Source organism: Streptomyces sp. NPDC093544 (assembly GCF_040683495.1).
Classification (GTDB): domain Bacteria; phylum Actinomycetota; class Actinomycetes; order Streptomycetales; family Streptomycetaceae; genus Streptomyces.
Map to the genome: position 1 here is coordinate 101,149 of NZ_JBFBEA010000027.1, position 17,276 is coordinate 118,424.

The following is a 17,276-nucleotide window of genomic DNA, read 5'->3' on the forward strand; positions in this document are numbered from 1 at the left end:
GGTAGGTGAATCGGTGGTGAACGCCATATGGTGCGTAGCTGGCCGTTGGGGCAAGTGTGCGTCCCGGGTGGGGAGTTTGTTTCAGTCTGGTCGCTGTGGGGTGGTTGTGGCGGTCGTAGCCTGAGTCGGCTTGGGGCCGCTCGGCTCCCGGGATTCCTTGTGAGGGTGGGTAGGTGGCCATGCGCGGCGCCGCAGGCGGATCGGCGATACCCGTGCGGGGCGCGGGTGGGTTGAAACAGCCGCTTCCCCCGCTCGCCGAGTCGGACTGGCGGACCGGCGTCGCCGCAGCCGAGAGGCTGGCGCAGCCGCCCGCGAGTGTCAGCGAGGGAAAGCCCGCCGCTCGCGGGCAGGGGGCACGCCCCCGGCTGTACGCCATCGACGGCATCCGGATAGCCGCCGCGCTCATGGTGGCCGTGCACCACCTCGCCGGTACGGACAGGGTGAACCGGCCGGGCAACGCGATCTGGGACCGTCCGGTGTCCGACATCATGCCCAGCGTGTTCCACCTCGCCACGTACGGCTGGATCGGCGTCGAGATCTTCTTCGTGATCAGCGGGTTCGTGATCTGTATGTCGTGCTGGGGGCGCACCCCGCGGCAGTTCTTCGTCTCGCGGGTGATCCGGCTCTACCCGGCGTACTGGTTCGCCGTCCTCTTCACTACCGGCGTGCTGGTGGCCGTGCCGGGAGTGTGGGAGCGGCTGCGGACGCGGGAGATCCTGCTCAACCTCACGATGTTGCAGACCGGTTCGGGTGTGCAGAACGTCGACGGCGTGTACTGGACGCTCTGGTCGGAGCTGCGCTTCTACCTGCTCTTCATGCTGGTCGTCGCGGCCGGACTGACGTACCGCAAGGTCGTCGTGTTCTGCTGCGTGTGGGGCGCCGCCGCGATGCTCGCTCCGGTGTCCGACTTCCATCTGCTGGAGCTCGTCGCGAACCCCGAGGGTGCCTGGTTCTTCATCGCGGGGCTCGCCCTCTACCTCATGCACCGCTTCGGCCAGGACCTGCTGCTGTGGGGCATCCTCGCGATGGCCTGGCTGATGGGGCAGATGGAACTGGGGAACCGGGTCGACGAGGTCGAGCACGTCTCCAGCTGGCGCGGGGCCGTGCTGATCTTCACCGTGTTCCTGCTGGTCATGGTCGGCGTCGCGCGCGGCATGGCCGACCGCATCCAGTGGAAGTGGCTCGTCACCGCCGGCACCATGACGTACCCCCTCTATCTGATGCACTACGCGGCCGGTACGGCGCTGATCAACCGCCTGCGTGACACCATGGACGCCCGGCTGCTGGTCGTCGCCGTGATCGTCGGCTTCCTGGTCCTCAGCTACCTGGTCCACCGGTTCGTGGAGCGGCCGGTGGCGCGGCTGTTGAAGAGGGGCCTCGATACGTCCTTCGCTCGGCTGCGCAACGCCGGGAACGCCGGAAGCACAGTCTGATCCGGGACGCGGCCCGCCGAACCGAGCCTGTGTTTGACCTGCGTCACCTTCGGGGTATTCTCTCCGGCTCGATTGGCCAGGCCCATGCCCCGTATGGCAGACTGTCGGAGTTGCTCGGTCGAGCGCCGATGCTGCGCGCCTCCCGTCGGGAGGACCGGAAGCGAGTCCCACAGTACTCGTCGCCCCAACTGCCGTAAGGCAGCGCTGGGGCGGACGTACGGGAATCTTTCGGGAAGTGTCAGCGGGGTGCAGGCCAGGCACCCGGTGGGTGTTCAGCCCCCGGTCCTGCGGTTGCTTTCGGGCGAGCCGCGTCCCTCGTAGGGAAATCCGTAACGGATATCTGTGCGGCAGGAACGCGACACACCCGACCGCGTGGGTCGGAGGACAGGACGCGAACCCCCGGGTTCCGGAGCGTTTCACTAGACAAAGGACTACTGAGTAGCCATGGCGGGACAGAAGATCCGCATCCGGCTCAAGGCCTACGACCACGAGGTCATCGATTCCTCGGCGAAGAAGATCGTCGAGACGGTGACGCGTACTGGTGCGTCGGTCGCGGGCCCGGTGCCGCTGCCCACTGAGAAGAACGTGTACTGCGTCATCAAGTCGCCGCACAAGTACAAGGACTCGCGCGAGCACTTCGAGATGCGCACGCACAAGCGCCTGATCGACATCCTCGACCCGACGCCCAAGACCGTTGACTCCCTGATGCGACTCGACCTCCCGGCCGGTGTCGACATCGAGATCAAGCTCTAAGGGCCGGTGATCTGAGAATGGCTAAGCAGATCAAGGGCATCCTGGGCGAGAAGCTCGGCATGACGCAGGTGTGGGACGAGAACAACCGTGTTGTTCCCGTCACCGTCGTCAAGGCCGGTCCGAACGTCGTGACCCAGGTCCGTACGAATGACTCCGACGGCTACGAGTCGGTCCAGATCGCCTTCGGCGAGATCGACCCTCGCAAGGTGAACAAGCCCCTCAAGGGTCACTTCGCCAAGGCCGACGTCACCCCCCGCCGCCACCTCGTCGAGATCCGTACCGCTGACGCCAGCGAGTACACCCTCGGCCAGGAGATCACCGCCGAGACCTTCGAGGCCGGCGTCAAGGTGGACGTGACCGGCAAGAGCAAGGGCAAGGGCTTCGCCGGTGTCATGAAGCGTCACAACTTCAAGGGCCTCGGCGCCGGCCACGGTGTCCAGCGCAAGCACCGCTCTCCCGGCTCCATCGGTGGCTGTGCCACCCCTGGCCGTGTCTTCAAGGGCATGCGCATGGCGGGCCGCATGGGCAACGAGCGGGTCACCACCCAGAATTTGACCGTTCACGCTGTTGACGCGGAGAAGGGACTGCTCCTCATCAAGGGAGCCATCCCCGGTCCGAACGGCGGCCTCGTCCTGGTCCGTACCGCGGCCAAGGGGGTCTGAGGAACATGACCACCATCGACATTCAGTCGCCCTCCGGCGACACCGCCGGGACCGTTGAGCTCCCGGCCGAGATCTTCGACGTAGAGAAGATCAGCATCCCGCTGCTCCACCAGGTCGTCGTCGCACAGCTGGCCGCTGCCCGTCAGGGCACGCACAAGGTCAAGCGTCGTGGCGAGGTCCGCGGTGGCGGCAAGAAGCCCTACCGCCAGAAGGGCACCGGCCGCGCCCGTCAGGGTTCGACCCGTGCTCCGCAGTTCGCCGGCGGTGGCGTCGTCCACGGCCCCACGCCGCGCGACTACTCGCAGCGGACCCCGAAGAAGATGAAGGCCGCGGCCCTGCGCCACGCCCTCACCGACCGGGCCCGCAACGCTCGCATCCACGTCATCACCGACGTGATCGAGGGCGAGACCGTCTCCACCAAGGCCGCCAAGAGCTTCCTCGGCACGATCTCGGAGCGCAAGAACGTGCTCCTGGTCATCGAGCGCTCGAACGAGGCCGCGCTGCTTTCCGCGCGCAACCTGCCCCAGGTCCACATCCTGGAGCCGGGCCAGCTGAACACGTACGACGTTCTCGTCTCGGACGACGTGGTCTTCACCCAGGCCGCTTTCGAGTCCTTCGTGTCTGGCCCCCAGGCCGCTGACACCGAAGGGAGCGAAGCCTGATGGCTACGCGTCACCCGAGCATCGCCTCGAAGGCCGCCAAGGCCAAGAAGATCGCGCGCGTCGCCAAGGCGAAGCGCCACGAGGCCGAGGGCAAGAACACCGTCGAGACGCCGCTGAGCAAGAGCTTCACGGACCACCGTGACGTCCTTCTCAAGCCGGTCGTCTCCGAGAAGAGCTACGCGCTGCTCGACGAGGGCAAGTACACCTTCGTCGTCGCGCCGGGCGCCAACAAGACCCAGATCAAGCAGGCCGTCCAGGCGGTCTTCTCGGTCAAGGTCACTGGCGTCAACACGATCAACCGTCAGGGTAAGCGCAAGCGCACCAAGAGCGGTTTCGGTAAGCGCGCTGACACCAAGCGCGCCATCGTGACCCTCGCTGAGGGCGACCGTATCGACATCTTCGGCCAGGCCTCCTAACGGAGCGCCCTGGTCCGAATATCGGACGAGGACTGAGAAATGGGAATCCGCAAGTACAAGCCGACTACGCCGGGCCGCCGTGGCTCCAGCGTCGCCGACTTCGTCGAGGTCACGCGGTCCACGCCGGAGAAGTCGCTGGTTCGCCCGCTGCACAGCAAGGGCGGCCGTAACAATTCCGGTCGTGTGACCGTTCGCCACCAGGGTGGCGGACACAAGCGCGCCTACCGAGTGATCGACTTCCGTCGTCACGACAAGGACGGCGTGCCGGCGAAGGTCGCGCACATCGAGTACGACCCCAACCGCACCGCGCGCATCGCGCTGCTGCACTACGCGGACGGCGAGAAGCGTTACATCCTCGCCCCCCGCAACCTGTCGCAGGGCGACCGCGTCGAGAACGGTCCCGGGGCCGACATCAAGCCGGGCAACAACCTGGCGCTCCGCAACATCCCGGTCGGTACCACGATCCACGCGATCGAGCTCCGTCCGGGTGGCGGCGCCAAGTTCGCCCGCTCCGCCGGTGCCTCGGTGCAGCTGCTCGCGAAGGAGGGCACTATGGCCCACCTCCGCATGCCGTCCGGTGAGATCCGTCTGGTCGACCAGCGCTGCCGCGCCACGGTCGGCGAGGTCGGCAACGCCGAGCAGAGCAACATCAACTGGGGCAAGGCCGGCCGTAAGCGCTGGCTGGGCGTTCGCCCGTCCGTCCGCGGTGTTGCGATGAACCCGGTCGACCACCCGCACGGTGGTGGTGAGGGCAAGACCTCCGGTGGTCGCCACCCGGTCTCCCCGTGGGGTCAGAAGGAGGGTCGTACTCGCTCGCCGAAGAAGGCTTCGAGCAAGTACATCGTCCGCCGCCGCAAGTCGAACAAGAAGCGCTAGGAGCGGGTTTAGATGCCGCGCAGTCTCAAGAAGGGGCCCTTCGTCGACGGACACCTCATCAAGAAGGTGGACGTACAGAACGAAGCCGGTACCAAGAACGTCATCAAGACCTGGTCCCGTCGCTCGATGATCATCCCGGCCATGCTCGGTCACACGATCGCGGTGCACAACGGCAAGATCCACATCCCGGTGTTTGTCACCGAGTCGATGGTCGGCCACAAGCTCGGCGAGTTCTCGCCGACGCGCACCTTCCGGGGTCACGTCAAGGACGACCGGAAGACGAAGCGCCGCTAAGGCGGGGTGGATTCGACCATGACAGACACTGGAAGGACAACCATGGAAGCCAGGGCCCAGGCGCGGTACATCCGCGTTACGCCCATGAAGGCCCGCCGCGTGGTGGACCTTATCCGTGGCATGGATGCCACGGAGGCTCAGGCGGTCCTGCGTTTCGCCGCGCAGGCCGCGAGTGTGCCGGTCGGCAAGGTGCTTGACAGCGCCATCGCCAACGCCGCGCACAACTACGACCACACCGACGCCGGCAGCCTCGTCATCTCTGAGGCGTACGTCGACGAGGGTCCGACCCTGAAGCGGTTCCGTCCGCGCGCCCAGGGCCGTGCCTACCGGATCCGCAAGCGGACCAGCCACATCACCGTGGTCGTCAGCAGCAAGGAAGGAACCCGGTAATGGGCCAGAAGGTTAACCCGCATGGGTTCCGGCTCGGCATTACCACGGACTTCAAGTCCCGTTGGTACGCCGACAAGCTGTACAAGGACTACGTCAAGGAAGACGTCGCCATCCGTCGGATGATGACGTCCGGCATGGAGCGCGCCGGCATCTCGAAGGTTGAGATCGAGCGCACCCGTGACCGTGTGCGGGTGGACATCCACACCGCGCGTCCCGGCATCGTCATCGGTCGCCGTGGCGCCGAGGCCGACCGCATCCGCGGCGACCTCGAGAAGCTCACGGGCAAGCAGGTCCAGCTGAACATCCTCGAGGTCAAGAACCCCGAGACGGACGCTCAGCTGGTTGCTCAGGCCGTTGCCGAGCAGCTGTCCTCCCGCGTCTCCTTCCGCCGCGCCATGCGTAAGAGCATGCAGTCGTCGATGAAGGCCGGCGCCAAGGGCATCAAGATCCAGTGTGGTGGCCGTCTCGGCGGCGCCGAGATGTCCCGCTCGGAGTTCTACCGCGAGGGCCGCGTGCCCCTGCACACCCTCCGTGCGAACGTCGACTACGGCTTCTTCGAGGCCAAGACGACCTTCGGCCGTATCGGTGTGAAGGTCTGGATCTACAAGGGCAACGTCAAGAACATCGCCGAGGTCCGCGCCGAGAACGCCGCTGCCCGTGCGGGTAACCGCCCGGCCCGTGGTGGAGCCGGTGGCGGCGGCGGTGACCGCCCGGCCCGTGGTGGTGCCCGTGGTGGCGAGCGTGGCGGCCGCGGCCGCAAGCCGCAGCAGCAGTCCGCGCCGGCTGCCGAGGCCCCCAAGGCCGACGCTCCCGCCGCCGCTGCCGCTCCGGCTGAGAGCACCGGAACGGAGGCCTGACCGAAATGCTGATCCCCCGTAGGGTCAAGCACCGCAAGCAGCACCACCCGAAGCGCCGTGGTCAGGCCAAGGGCGGTACGCAGGTTTCGTTCGGCGAGTACGGCATTCAGGCCCTCACGCCGGCTTACGTGACCAACCGCCAGATCGAGGCGGCGCGTATCGCAATGACCCGCCACATCAAGCGTGGCGGCAAGGTCTGGATCAACATCTACCCGGACCGCCCGCTGACCAAGAAGCCTGCCGAGACCCGCATGGGTTCCGGTAAGGGTTCGCCCGAGTGGTGGGTCGCGAACGTGCACCCGGGCCGGGTCATGTTCGAACTGTCCTACCCCAACGAGAAGATCGCCCGTGAGGCCCTCACTCGCGCAGCCCACAAGCTGCCGATGAAGTGCCGGATCGTCAAGCGCGAGGCAGGTGAAGCGTGATGTCGGCCGGTACCAAGGCGTCCGAGCTGCGCGAACTGGGTGACGAGGAGCTTCTCGCGAAGCTTCGCGAAGCCAAGGAAGAGCTGTTCAACCTCCGCTTCCAGGCGGCGACGGGGCAGCTCGAGAACCACGGTCGGCTCAAGGCCGTCCGCAAGGACATCGCGCGGATCTACACCCTGATGCGTGAGCGCGAGCTGGGCATCGAGACGGTGGAGAGCGCCTGATGAGTGAGAACAACGTGACTGAGCAGACTGCTGAGGCCCGCGGCTTCCGCAAGACCCGTGAGGGTCTCGTCGTCAGCGACAAGATGGACAAGACCGTCGTCGTCGCCGTCGAGGACCGCGTCAAGCACGCGCTGTACGGCAAGGTCATCCGCCGTACGAACAAGCTCAAGGCCCACGACGAGCAGAACGCCGCCGGCGTCGGCGACCGCGTCATCATCATGGAGACGCGTCCGCTGTCCTCGACGAAGCGCTGGCGCATCGTCGAGATCCTCGAGAAGGCCAAGTAAGTACCTGAGGGTTCCCTCAGGTTGGTTCCGCCAGGCTCGGGGCGGGGTCGCCGTAAAGGCCGACCCCGCCCCGGGAACCGGCAGACAATCAGGAGATAGACGTGATCCAGCAGGAGTCGCGACTGCGTGTCGCCGACAACACTGGTGCGAAGGAAATCCTTTGCATCCGTGTGCTCGGTGGCTCCGGTCGCCGCTACGCGGGCATCGGTGACGTGATCGTTGCCACCGTCAAGGACGCGATCCCCGGTGGCAACGTGAAGAAGGGTGACGTCATCAAGGCGGTCATCGTTCGCACCGTCAAGGAGCGCCGCCGTCCGGACGGCTCGTACATCCGCTTCGACGAGAACGCCGCTGTCATTCTCAAGAACGACGGCGACCCTCGTGGCACCCGTATCTTCGGCCCGGTGGGCCGGGAGCTGCGCGAGAAGAAGTTCATGAAGATCATCTCGCTCGCGCCGGAGGTGCTGTAAGCATGAAGATCAAGAAGGGTGACACGGTTCAGGTCATCACCGGCAAGGACAAGGGCAAGCAGGGCAAGGTCATTGCGGCCTACCCCCGCGAGGACCGCGTCCTGGTCGAGGGTGTCAACCGGGTCAAGAAGCACACCAAGGCCGGCCCGACCGCAAAGGGTTCGCAGGCCGGCGGCATCGTCACGACCGAGGCGCCCGTCCACATCTCCAACGTCCAGCTGGTCGTTGAGAAGGACGGCAACAAGGTTGTCACGCGTGTCGGTTACCGCTTCGACGATGAGGGCAACAAGATCCGCGTTGCCAAGCGGACGGGTGAGGACATCTGATGACTACCACCACGACTCCGCGTCTCAAGACGAAGTACCGCGAGGAGATCGCGGGCAAGCTGCTTGAAGAGTTCGCGTACGCGAACGTCATGCAGGTTCCCGGCCTCGTCAAGATCGTGGTCAACATGGGTGTCGGCGACGCCGCCCGTGACTCGAAGCTCATGGACGGTGCCGTCCGTGACCTGACCACGATCACCGGTCAGAAGCCGGCCGTCACCAAGGCCCGCAAGTCCATCGCGCAGTTCAAGCTGCGTGAGGGTCAGCCGATCGGTGCCCACGTCACACTCCGTGGCGACCGCATGTGGGAGTTCCTGGACCGCACCCTGTCGCTCGCGCTTCCGCGCATCCGCGACTTCCGTGGTCTGTCCCCCAAGCAGTTCGACGGCCGTGGCAACTACACCTTCGGTCTCACGGAGCAGGTCATGTTCCACGAGATCGACCAGGACAAGATCGACCGCGTCCGGGGTATGGACATCACCGTGGTCACCACGGCGACCAACGACGCTGAAGGCCGTGCCCTTCTCCGTCACCTCGGCTTCCCCTTCAAGGAGGCGTAACCGAGATGGCGAAGAAGGCTCTGATTGCCAAGGCTGCTCGTAAGCCCAAGTTCGGCGTACGTGGCTACACGCGCTGCCAGCGCTGCGGCCGTCCGCACTCCGTGTACCGCAAGTTCGGCCTGTGCCGCATCTGCCTTCGTGAGATGGCTCACCGTGGCGAGCTGCCGGGCGTGACCAAGAGCTCCTGGTAACTCCTTTCCGTCCGTAGGACGTTAGGGATTCCCAGAGGCTCTCGGTAAGCAATGGGTTCGGTAAGGTGCCCTGCTCTCCATGGCTTAGGCTAGGAGGGTTGGGCGCCTGCCGCCCGTACGACTTACTACGCCGTAGGTCCCCGCACCGCACCCGTCCCGCCACTGAGTGGGGAGAGGGATGGCGCACTGGAAACCCCGGCGAGAGAGGCCGAAGGCCAATTCATGACCATGACTGATCCCATCGCGGACATGCTTACTCGTCTGCGTAACGCGAACTCGGCGTACCACGACGATGTCGCGATGCCGCACAGCAAGATCAAGTCTCACATCGCGGAGATCCTCCAGCAGGAGGGCTTCATCACCGGCTGGAAGGTCGAGGACGCCGAGGTCGGCAAGAAGCTCGTCCTCGAGCTGAAGTTCGGCCCGAACCGTGAGCGCTCCATCGCGGGCATCAAGCGGATCTCGAAGCCGGGTCTGCGCGTGTACGCGAAGTCCACCTCCCTGCCCAAGGTGCTCGGTGGCCTCGGCGTGGCGATCATCTCCACGTCGCACGGTCTCCTCACTGGACAGCAGGCCGGCAAGAAGGGCGTAGGCGGAGAAGTTCTCGCCTACGTCTGGTAGCGGAAGGGAACGGAGGAAACAGCTATGTCGCGTATTGGCAAGCTCCCCATCACGGTTCCCGCCGGCGTGGACGTCACCATCGACGGCCGTACGGTCCAGGTGAAGGGCCCCAAGGGCGCTCTCTCCCACACCGTCGCGGCACCGATCGATGTCGCCAAGGGTGAGGACGGCATTCTCAATGTCACCCGCCCGAACGACGAGCGTCAGAACAAGGCCCTGCACGGCCTGTCCCGCACGCTGGTGGCGAACATGATCACCGGCGTGACCCAGGGTTACGTGAAGAAGCTCGAAATCAGCGGTGTCGGTTACCGCGTCCTGGCGAAGGGCTCCAACCTGGAGTTCTCGCTCGGCTACAGCCACTCGATCACGGTCGAGGCGCCCGAGGGCATCTCGTTCAAGGTCGAGAACCCGACGCACTTCTCGGTCGAGGGCATCGACAAGCAGAAGGTCGGAGAGGTTGCGGCCAACATCCGCAAGCTGCGCAAGCCCGACCCGTACAAGGCCAAGGGCGTCAAGTACGAAGGCGAAGTCATCCGCCGCAAGGTCGGAAAGGCGGGTAAGTAAGCCATGGCATACGGTGTCAAGATTGCTAAGGGCGACGCTTACAAGCGTGCTGCCATCAAGCGTCGTCACATCCGGATCCGGAAGCACATCTCGGGTACGGCTGAGCGTCCGCGCCTGGTCGTGACGCGCTCCAACCGCCACATCGTGGCCCAGGTCATCGACGACGTTAAGGGTCACACCCTGGCGTCGGCGTCGACCCTGGACACCACGGTCCGCGGTGCCGAGGGCGACAAGTCCGCGCAGGCCAAGTCGGTCGGCGCCCTGGTTGCCGAGCGCGCCAAGGCCGCCGGTGTCGAGGCCGTCGTATTCGACCGTGGTGGAAACCAGTACGCCGGGCGCATTGCCGCTCTGGCGGACGCCGCCCGCGAAGCGGGACTCAAGTTCTGAGTCGCCCGTCGCGCTAGCGACTTCGGTCGCTGCGTAGCTAGCGGAAAAAGAGAGAGGTAATCCAATGGCTGGACCCCAGCGCCGCGGAAGCGGTGCCGGTGGCGGCGAGCGGCGGGACCGGAAGGGCCGTGACGGCGGCGCTGCTGCCGCCGAGAAGACCGCGTACGTTGAGCGCGTAGTCGCGATCAACCGCGTCGCCAAGGTTGTGAAGGGTGGTCGTCGCTTCAGCTTCACTGCGCTCGTCGTAGTGGGCGATGGTGACGGCACCGTCGGTGTCGGTTACGGCAAGGCCAAGGAGGTGCCGGCCGCGATCGCCAAGGGTGTTGAAGAGGCCAAGAAGCACTTCTTCAAGGTCCCCCGTATCCAGGGCACCATCCCGCACCCGATCACGGGCGAGAAGGCCGCGGGCGTCGTCCTGCTCAAGCCTGCTTCCCCCGGTACCGGCGTTATCGCCGGTGGCCCGGTGCGTGCTGTCCTGGAGTGCGCCGGCGTTCACGACATCCTGTCGAAGTCGCTCGGCTCGTCCAACGCGATCAACATCGTGCACGCGACCGTGGCGGCCCTCAAGGGCCTGCAGCGTCCCGAGGAGATCGCGGCCCGCCGCGGTCTGCCCCTCGAGGACGTCGCCCCCGCGGCTCTGCTTCGTGCACGTGCGGGAGCGGGTGCGTAATGGCTCGCCTCAAGGTCACGCAGACGAAGTCGTACATCGGTAGCAAGCAGAACCACCGCGACACCCTGCGCTCCCTTGGTCTCAAGGGGATCAACACGCAGGTCGTCAAGGAGGACCGCCCCGAGTTCCGCGGAATGGTTCACGCCGTCCGCCACCTCGTGACGGTTGAGGAGGTCGACTGATCATGGCGGAGAACAGCCCGCTCAAGATCCACAACCTCCGTCCCGCCCCGGGCGCCAAGACCGCCAAGACCCGTGTGGGTCGTGGTGAGGCGTCGAAGGGTAAGACGGCTGGTCGTGGTACCAAGGGCACGAAGGCCCGTTACCAGGTTCCGGCGCGCTTCGAGGGTGGCCAGATGCCCCTCCACATGCGTCTTCCGAAGCTCAAGGGCTTCCGGAACCCGTTCAAGACCGAGTACCAGGTCGTGAACCTCGACAAGCTGGCGTCGCTGTACCCGGAGGGTGGCGAAGTCACCGTCGAGGGGCTCGTCGCCAACGGTGCGGTTCGCAAGAACAGCCTCGTCAAGGTCCTCGGCCAGGGCGAGATCTCCGTGGCACTGCAGGTGACGGTTGACGCCGTCTCCGGCTCCGCCAAGGAGAAGATCACCGCCGCCGGCGGTACCGTCACCGAGCTCGTCTGAATTCAGCAGGCGTCTCGATGACTTGAGCGATCCCAGCCGGGGGTGCCCACAAAAGGGGCATCCCCGGTTGGTCGTTCCTAGGGGGGCAGTGTCGCCGGTAAGGTGACCTGCGCTGCCGAATTTCGTCCGGTGAGTCTCAAGGGAACTCCGGGCGGCCTTTGACTGTTGGTTAGCTGTCAGACATCCGTCGAACCTCAAGACCGTCACCTCTGACGCAGTAGCGCGGGGGTCGCAGGAGGCACCGTGCTCACCGCGTTCGCCCGGGCGTTCAAGACGCCCGACCTGCGCAAGAAGCTGCTCTTCACGCTCGGCATCATCGTGGTCTATCGGGTGGGTACGCACATCCCGATCCCTGGTGTCGACTACCAGAACGTGCAGACCTGTATCGATGTGGCCAAGGGCAACCAGGGTCTGTTCGGTCTGGTCAACATGTTCAGTGGTGGCGCGCTGTTGCAGATCACGATCTTCGCGCTGGGCATCATGCCGTACATCACGGCGAGCATCATCCTCCAGCTGCTGACCGTGGTGATCCCGCGCCTCGAAGCCCTCAAGAAGGAGGGCTCAGCCGGCACGGCGAAGATCACGCAGTACACCCGTTATCTGACGGTGGCGCTGGCCATCCTCCAGGGCACCGGCCTGGTCGCGACCGCTCGCAGCGGCGCGCTCTTCAGTGGCTGCCAGGTGGCCACCGAGATCGTGCCCGACCAGTCGATCTTCATCACCATCACGATGGTGATCACCATGACGGCCGGTACGGCCATGGTCATGTGGCTGGGCGAGCTCATCACCGACCGCGGCATCGGCAACGGCATGTCGATCCTGATGTTCATCTCGATCGCCGCGACCTTCCCGTCCGCGCTGTGGGCCATCAAGACCTCGGGCACGCTGGCCGACGGCTGGATCGAGTTCGGCACGGTCATCCTGGTCGGCCTTGTCATGGTCGGCCTGGTGGTCTTCGTCGAGCAGGCTCAGCGCCGTATCCCGGTCCAGTACGCGAAGCGCATGATCGGCCGCCGGTCCTACGGCGGCACGTCTACGTACATTCCGCTGAAGGTCAACCAGGCGGGCATCATCCCTGTGATCTTTGCCTCGTCGCTGCTCTACATCCCGGCTCTGATCGCCCAGTTCTCCAGCGGAACGTCCAGCTGGAAGACCTGGATCGAGACGAACCTGACAAAGGGTGACCACCCGATCTACATCACGGTCTACTTCTTGCTGATCGTTTTCTTCGCCTTCTTCTACGTCGCGATCTCCTTCAACCCCGAAGAAGTAGCCGACAACATGAAGAAGTATGGTGGCTTCATCCCGGGCATCCGGGCTGGTCGGCCGACCGCTGAGTACCTGGGATACGTACTCAACCGGATCACCTGGCCGGGTTCGCTGTATCTGGGTCTGATCGCTCTCGTGCCGACGATGGCGTTGGTTGGTTTCGGGGCAAACCAGAACTTCCCGTTCGGTGGCACCAGCATCCTGATCATCGTGGGTGTCGGTCTGGAGACGGTGAAGCAGATTGAGAGCCAGCTCCAGCAGCGCAATTACGAAGGGTTCCTCCGCTGATGCGAATCGTCCTCGTCGGGCCGCCCGGCGCCGGCAAAGGAACGCAGGCCGCGTTCCTCGCCAAGAACCTGTCGATCCCGCACATCTCCACGGGCGACCTGTTCCGCGCCAACATCAGCCAGCAGACGGAACTCGGCAAGCTGGCGAAGTCCTACATGGACAAGGGCGAACTGGTACCGGACGAGGTCACCATCGGGATGGCCAAGGACCGCATGGAGCAGCCGGACGCGGAGAACGGCTTTCTGCTCGACGGCTTCCCTCGTAACGTCTCGCAGGCCGAGGCGCTCGACGAGATGCTGAAGTCCGAGGGCATGAAGCTCGACGCGGTGCTGGACCTTGAGGTTCCCGAGGACGAAGTGGTCAAGCGGATCGCCGGCCGCCGCATCTGCCGGAACGACTCGGCGCATGTTTTCCACGTCACGTACAAGCAGCCGAAGCAGGCCGGCGTCTGCGACGTCTGCGGCGGCGAGCTGTACCAGCGTGACGACGACTCCGAGGAGACCGTGCGCAAGCGCCTTGAGGTCTACCACACGCAGACCGAGCCGATCATCGACTACTACCGGGCCCAGAGCCTGGTCGTGACGATCTCCGCGCTCGGCAAGGTGGAAGAGGTCACGGGGCGTGCGATGGAGGCGTTGGCTCGCGAGGATGCGTGACTCGCGGGGCGCGTTGAGCGGTAGTTAGTGCGTTGCTTCGGCCGCGGCACCCTGGGGGTGCCGCGGCCGAGGTGTGGGGTGGGGCCTGCCGCTTGGGGCGAGGGTTGGCCGGCCCGGGTCGGGTGCCTCGATCCGCGGGGCAGGTGGGCGCACCCGTATCGTTGGAGTAGTCCGTTCTCTCCGGTCAAGGAAGGCCGCAGTCGCCATGGTGCAGATCAAGACCCCCGAGCAGATCGCCAAGATGCGTGAGGCGGGCCTGGTCGTCGCCGCCATCCACGCGGCCACCCGTGAGGCGGCCGTGCCCGGTGCCACGACGAAGGATCTGGACGAGGTCGCGCGCAAGGTGCTCGCCGAGCACGGGGCCAAGTCGAACTTCCTCGGGTACGGCGGTTTCCCGGCCACCATCTGCACCTCGGCCAACGAGGTCGTCGTCCACGGCATCCCGGACGACAAGACCGTCCTGAAGGACGGCGACATCATCTCCATCGACGCCGGCGCGATCGTCGACGGCTGGCACGGCGACGCCGCGTACACCGCGTTCGTGGGCACCGGTCACGCTCCGGAGCTCATCGAGCTTTCCCGGGTGACCGAGGAGTCGATGTGGGCGGGCATCGCCGCGATGAAGCAGGGCAACCGGCTCGTCGACGTCTCCCGCGCCATCGAGACGTACATCCGGCGCCAGCCCAAGGTCGGCGGCGGCCGGTACGGGATCGTCGAGGACTACGGCGGCCACGGCATCGGCACCGAGATGCACATGGACCCGCACCTCCTGAACTACGTCGAGCGCCGACGGGGTAAGGGCCCCAAGCTGGTCCCGGGGTTCTGCCTCGCCATCGAGCCGATGGTCTCGCTCGGCACACCGAACACCGAGGTGCTGGAGGACAACTGGACCGTCATCACGACGGACGGGACCTGGTCCTCGCACTGGGAGCACTCCGTGGCGCTGACGGAGGAGGGACCGCTGGTGCTGACGGCTCCGGACGGTGGCCGGGCGAAGCTGGCGGAGTACGGCGTTGTGGCTGCGCCTGATCCGCTGGCGTAGCGGGTCCGTGCGGGGGCCGAGCCCGCGACACTGATGGGGGCCGGGGGCGGGCTGTGGATGGCTGGCCTCGGTGCGGTGCGGTGGGGGATCCGGGCGGTTGCCGACCGCGCTGGTGTGGACCCTCGGGCCGCTGAGGGGGCACCTTTCTCCCGGCTCGATCGGGCGGTTTGTGGTGGTCGGCTACAGGAGTCCTGGTTAATGATCTTCGAAGTCGGGCATTCTTCCTCGATTCGTCTTTCCGGGTGCGCTGACGTAGACTGACTCGTCGGCTCTCGTGCACCCGCATGTCTGCATGCGCTCGTACGGAGTCGATCAAGGTAGTCGATTCGAAGGGCGAAGCGTGGCCAAGAAGCAAGGTGCCATCGAGATCGAGGGCACTGTCGTCGAGTCTCTTCCGAACGCAATGTTCAAGGTTGAGCTCCAGAACGGCCACCAGGTTCTGGCACACATCAGCGGCAAGATGCGTATGCACTACATCCGCATCCTCCCTGACGACAGGGTCGTGGTGGAGCTGTCTCCGTACGACCTGACGCGTGGCCGGATCGTCTACCGGTACAAGTAGATCTTGCCTGTGCCCCGCTTCCGCGGGGTGGTGGCACTGACCCGGAGAACCTCACCAATGAAGGTCAAGCCGAGCGTCAAGAAGATCTGCGACAAGTGCAGGGTGATCCGCCGTCACGGCCGGGTCATGGTCATCTGCGAAAACCCGCGCCACAAGCAGCGCCAGGGCTGACGCACGACCGACCTTCTGCTTCCGCAGATACTTCGCGCGACGCAAGTAGTACATGTTCATACGCAGAGCCCAGGGCTGAGTCGCATCAGGCCTGACACCCCCGGTCGGAGGCCGGGGACCCGGTTCGTACCGAATCTTCGACGTGAAGAGGACGGCGGGCGGGAACCGGCACTGCGGAAGACCTCCGAACGACAACTGGAGCCATTGAATGGCACGCGTTTCCGGTGTTGACATCCCGCGCGAAAAGCGCGTGGAGGTTGCCCTCACCTACGTGTTCGGCATCGGCCGGACCCTCTCGCAGAAGACGCTGGCCGAGACCGGCGTCAACCCGAACACTCGTGTTCGTGACCTCTCCGAGGAGGAGCTGGTCAAGATCCGCGAGTACGTGGACGCCCACTTCAAGACCGAGGGTGACCTCCGTCGCGAGGTGCAGGCCGACATCCGCCGCAAGGTCGAGATCGGCTGCTACCAGGGTCTGCGTCACCGTCGCGGTCTGCCCGTTCACGGTCAGCGCACCAGCACGAACGCTCGTACCCGCAAGGGCCCGCGTCGCGCGATCGCCGGTAAGAAGAAGCCGGGCAAGAAGTAGTCCTCAGCGGACAACGCTTCATCAGCGGTCTTCGCTGTAGGACCGACCACCTCCCCGTAGGAGTTATAGATGCCCCCCAAGGGTCGTCAGGGCGCTGCCAAGAAGGTGCGCCGCAAGGAAAAGAAGAACGTCGCTCATGGACACGCTCACATCAAGAGCACGTTCAACAACACGATCGTCTCGATCACGGACCCCGCGGGCAACGTGATCTCCTGGGCCTCCGCCGGCCACGTCGGCTTCAAGGGCTCGCGCAAGTCCACCCCCTTCGCCGCGCAGATGGCCGCTGAGTCGGCCGCCCGTCGCGCGCAGGAGCACGGCATGCGCAAGGTTGACGTCTTCGTGAAGGGCCCGGGCTCCGGTCGCGAGACCGCGATCCGCTCCCTCCAGGCCACTGGCCTCGAGGTCGGCTCCATCCAGGACGTCACCCCCACCCCGCACAACGGCTGCCGTCCGCCCAAGCGCCGCCGCGTCTGACGCACGGTCGTCTTAGTTTTCCGGGGGTCCGGGCGGTATGGCCTTTCGGGGCCATGCCGCCCGTACTCTTGTAGTAATCAAGGGCGTCAAATAGTGGGTGCCCATGACTGAAGGACTCCTTCATGCTTATTGCTCAGCGCCCGTCGCTGACCGAAGAGGTCGTCGACGAGTTCCGCTCCCGGTTCGTGATCGAGCCGCTGGAGCCGGGATTCGGCTACACCCTCGGCAACTCCCTTCGTCGTACGCTCCTCTCCTCGATCCCCGGTGCCGCTGTCACCAGCATTCGGATCGACGGTGTCCTGCACGAGTTCACCACCGTGCCGGGCGTCAAGGAGGACGTCACCGACCTGATCCTCAACATCAAGCAGCTCGTCGTGAGCAGTGAGCACGATGAGCCGGTCGTGATGTACCTGCGCAAGCAGGGCCCGGGTCTGGTCACCGCCGCCGACATCGCGCCCCCGGCCGGTGTCGAGGTGCACAACCCCGACCTCGTCCTCGCCACGCTCAACGGCAAGGGCAA

The 17,276-nt window shown here is 65.5% G+C and carries 29 protein-coding genes and 1 pseudogene; all 30 read left to right on the forward strand.

The window, feature by feature from the left end; translation table 11 throughout:
- The first annotated feature begins 179 nt into the window (after nucleotides 1–179).
- Nucleotides 180–1,433 carry an acyltransferase gene (locus AB0N66_RS33650; RefSeq protein ID WP_365442165.1) on the forward strand — a complete coding sequence of 418 codons (1,254 nt, stop codon included), beginning with the start codon at nucleotides 180–182 and terminating at the stop codon, nucleotides 1,431–1,433.
- A gap of 444 nt (nucleotides 1,434–1,877) precedes the next feature.
- Nucleotides 1,878–2,186, forward strand: coding sequence for a 30S ribosomal protein S10 (gene rpsJ / locus AB0N66_RS33655; RefSeq protein WP_003948644.1), 309 nt, complete (start codon nucleotides 1,878–1,880; stop codon nucleotides 2,184–2,186).
- A 17-nt stretch (nucleotides 2,187–2,203) separates the two neighbouring features.
- A complete protein-coding gene (gene rplC, locus AB0N66_RS33660) occupies nucleotides 2,204–2,848 on the forward strand; it encodes a 50S ribosomal protein L3 (RefSeq protein ID WP_365442167.1) in 645 nt (214 codons plus the stop codon).
- A gap of 5 nt (nucleotides 2,849–2,853) precedes the next feature.
- Nucleotides 2,854–3,510, forward strand: a complete 657-nt coding sequence (gene rplD / locus AB0N66_RS33665; RefSeq protein ID WP_365442169.1) for a 50S ribosomal protein L4 — start codon at nucleotides 2,854–2,856, stop codon at nucleotides 3,508–3,510.
- Nucleotides 3,510–3,926, forward strand: coding sequence for a 50S ribosomal protein L23 (gene rplW, locus AB0N66_RS33670; RefSeq protein ID WP_365442171.1), 417 nt, complete (start codon nucleotides 3,510–3,512; stop codon nucleotides 3,924–3,926). The genes rplD and rplW overlap by 1 nt, the downstream gene beginning before the upstream one ends.
- A 39-nt stretch (nucleotides 3,927–3,965) precedes the next feature.
- Nucleotides 3,966–4,802 carry a 50S ribosomal protein L2 gene (gene rplB / locus AB0N66_RS33675; protein ID WP_043676819.1) on the forward strand — a complete coding sequence of 279 codons (837 nt, stop codon included), beginning with the start codon at nucleotides 3,966–3,968 and terminating at the stop codon, nucleotides 4,800–4,802.
- A gap of 12 nt (nucleotides 4,803–4,814) precedes the next feature.
- A complete protein-coding gene (gene rpsS / locus AB0N66_RS33680; protein ID WP_365442173.1) occupies nucleotides 4,815–5,096 on the forward strand; it encodes a 30S ribosomal protein S19 in 282 nt (93 codons plus the stop codon).
- Nucleotides 5,097–5,138: 42 nt separating this feature from the next.
- Nucleotides 5,139–5,486 (forward strand): 50S ribosomal protein L22, encoded by a 348-nt coding sequence (gene rplV, locus AB0N66_RS33685; RefSeq protein ID WP_266456014.1) that lies wholly within the window; start codon nucleotides 5,139–5,141, stop codon nucleotides 5,484–5,486.
- Nucleotides 5,486–6,343: a 30S ribosomal protein S3 gene (rpsC, locus tag AB0N66_RS33690; RefSeq protein WP_365442175.1), complete on the forward strand. Its 858-nt coding sequence runs from the start codon at nucleotides 5,486–5,488 to the stop codon at nucleotides 6,341–6,343. Before rplV ends, rpsC begins: the two co-directional genes overlap by 1 nt.
- Nucleotides 6,344–6,348: 5 nt before the next feature.
- The gene (gene rplP, locus AB0N66_RS33695; protein WP_099500627.1) at nucleotides 6,349–6,768 is read left to right on the forward strand and encodes a 50S ribosomal protein L16; all 420 of its coding nucleotides are present in this window, start codon (nucleotides 6,349–6,351) and stop codon (nucleotides 6,766–6,768) included.
- A complete protein-coding gene (rpmC, locus tag AB0N66_RS33700) occupies nucleotides 6,768–6,992 on the forward strand; it encodes a 50S ribosomal protein L29 (RefSeq protein WP_003998824.1) in 225 nt (74 codons plus the stop codon). Before rplP ends, rpmC begins: the two co-directional genes overlap by 1 nt.
- Entirely contained in the window at nucleotides 6,992–7,279 is a 288-nt protein-coding gene (gene rpsQ, locus AB0N66_RS33705; RefSeq protein ID WP_365442177.1) for a 30S ribosomal protein S17, read from the forward strand. Before rpmC ends, rpsQ begins: the two co-directional genes overlap by 1 nt.
- Before the next feature lie 101 nt (nucleotides 7,280–7,380).
- Nucleotides 7,381–7,749: a 50S ribosomal protein L14 gene (gene rplN, locus AB0N66_RS33710; RefSeq protein WP_003992364.1), complete on the forward strand. Its 369-nt coding sequence runs from the start codon at nucleotides 7,381–7,383 to the stop codon at nucleotides 7,747–7,749.
- Between the two features lie 2 nt (nucleotides 7,750–7,751).
- Nucleotides 7,752–8,075 (forward strand): 50S ribosomal protein L24, encoded by a 324-nt coding sequence (rplX, locus tag AB0N66_RS33715; RefSeq protein WP_365442179.1) that lies wholly within the window; start codon nucleotides 7,752–7,754, stop codon nucleotides 8,073–8,075.
- Nucleotides 8,075–8,632, forward strand: coding sequence for a 50S ribosomal protein L5 (rplE, locus tag AB0N66_RS33720; RefSeq protein WP_365442181.1), 558 nt, complete (start codon nucleotides 8,075–8,077; stop codon nucleotides 8,630–8,632). The genes rplX and rplE overlap by 1 nt, the downstream gene beginning before the upstream one ends.
- A gap of 5 nt (nucleotides 8,633–8,637) precedes the next feature.
- A complete protein-coding gene (locus tag AB0N66_RS33725; protein WP_261705331.1) occupies nucleotides 8,638–8,823 on the forward strand; it encodes a type Z 30S ribosomal protein S14 in 186 nt (61 codons plus the stop codon).
- A gap of 222 nt (nucleotides 8,824–9,045) precedes the next feature.
- Complete coding sequence (gene rpsH, locus AB0N66_RS33730; protein ID WP_081218894.1) at nucleotides 9,046–9,444, forward strand: 30S ribosomal protein S8; 399 nt, start codon at nucleotides 9,046–9,048, stop codon at nucleotides 9,442–9,444.
- Between the two features lie 24 nt (nucleotides 9,445–9,468).
- The gene (gene rplF / locus AB0N66_RS33735) at nucleotides 9,469–10,008 is read left to right on the forward strand and encodes a 50S ribosomal protein L6 (RefSeq protein WP_365442184.1); all 540 of its coding nucleotides are present in this window, start codon (nucleotides 9,469–9,471) and stop codon (nucleotides 10,006–10,008) included.
- A gap of 3 nt (nucleotides 10,009–10,011) precedes the next feature.
- Entirely contained in the window at nucleotides 10,012–10,395 is a 384-nt protein-coding gene (rplR, locus tag AB0N66_RS33740; protein WP_168510320.1) for a 50S ribosomal protein L18, read from the forward strand.
- Between the two features lie 64 nt (nucleotides 10,396–10,459).
- Nucleotides 10,460–11,065, forward strand: coding sequence for a 30S ribosomal protein S5 (gene rpsE, locus AB0N66_RS33745; protein WP_006376045.1), 606 nt, complete (start codon nucleotides 10,460–10,462; stop codon nucleotides 11,063–11,065).
- On the forward strand, nucleotides 11,065–11,247 hold the full coding sequence (gene rpmD, locus AB0N66_RS33750) for a 50S ribosomal protein L30 (RefSeq protein ID WP_365442186.1): 183 nt from the start codon (nucleotides 11,065–11,067) through the stop codon (nucleotides 11,245–11,247). Before rpsE ends, rpmD begins: the two co-directional genes overlap by 1 nt.
- Before the next feature lie 2 nt (nucleotides 11,248–11,249).
- Nucleotides 11,250–11,705: a 50S ribosomal protein L15 gene (gene rplO, locus AB0N66_RS33755; protein WP_328749704.1), complete on the forward strand. Its 456-nt coding sequence runs from the start codon at nucleotides 11,250–11,252 to the stop codon at nucleotides 11,703–11,705.
- A gap of 243 nt (nucleotides 11,706–11,948) precedes the next feature.
- Entirely contained in the window at nucleotides 11,949–13,262 is a 1,314-nt protein-coding gene (gene secY, locus AB0N66_RS33760) for a preprotein translocase subunit SecY (RefSeq protein WP_365442189.1), read from the forward strand.
- Nucleotides 13,262–13,918, forward strand: coding sequence for an adenylate kinase (locus tag AB0N66_RS33765; RefSeq protein ID WP_365442191.1), 657 nt, complete (start codon nucleotides 13,262–13,264; stop codon nucleotides 13,916–13,918). Before secY ends, AB0N66_RS33765 begins: the two co-directional genes overlap by 1 nt.
- A 205-nt stretch (nucleotides 13,919–14,123) precedes the next feature.
- Nucleotides 14,124–14,960: a type I methionyl aminopeptidase gene (gene map, locus AB0N66_RS33770; RefSeq protein WP_365442193.1), complete on the forward strand. Its 837-nt coding sequence runs from the start codon at nucleotides 14,124–14,126 to the stop codon at nucleotides 14,958–14,960.
- Nucleotides 14,961–15,300: 340 nt separating this feature from the next.
- On the forward strand, nucleotides 15,301–15,522 hold the full coding sequence (gene infA / locus AB0N66_RS33775) for a translation initiation factor IF-1 (RefSeq protein ID WP_003948620.1): 222 nt from the start codon (nucleotides 15,301–15,303) through the stop codon (nucleotides 15,520–15,522).
- A gap of 57 nt (nucleotides 15,523–15,579) precedes the next feature.
- Nucleotides 15,580–15,693 (forward strand): 50S ribosomal protein L36, encoded by a 114-nt coding sequence (gene rpmJ / locus AB0N66_RS33780; RefSeq protein ID WP_003998809.1) that lies wholly within the window; start codon nucleotides 15,580–15,582, stop codon nucleotides 15,691–15,693.
- A 208-nt stretch (nucleotides 15,694–15,901) separates the two neighbouring features.
- Nucleotides 15,902–16,282: a 30S ribosomal protein S13 gene (gene rpsM, locus AB0N66_RS33785; protein WP_365442195.1), complete on the forward strand. Its 381-nt coding sequence runs from the start codon at nucleotides 15,902–15,904 to the stop codon at nucleotides 16,280–16,282.
- Between the two features lie 69 nt (nucleotides 16,283–16,351).
- The gene (rpsK, locus tag AB0N66_RS33790) at nucleotides 16,352–16,756 is read left to right on the forward strand and encodes a 30S ribosomal protein S11 (protein ID WP_006376016.1); all 405 of its coding nucleotides are present in this window, start codon (nucleotides 16,352–16,354) and stop codon (nucleotides 16,754–16,756) included.
- 122 nt (nucleotides 16,757–16,878) lie between these two features.
- A pseudogene (locus tag AB0N66_RS33795) lies at nucleotides 16,879–17,276 on the forward strand (DNA-directed RNA polymerase subunit alpha); the annotation flags it as partial.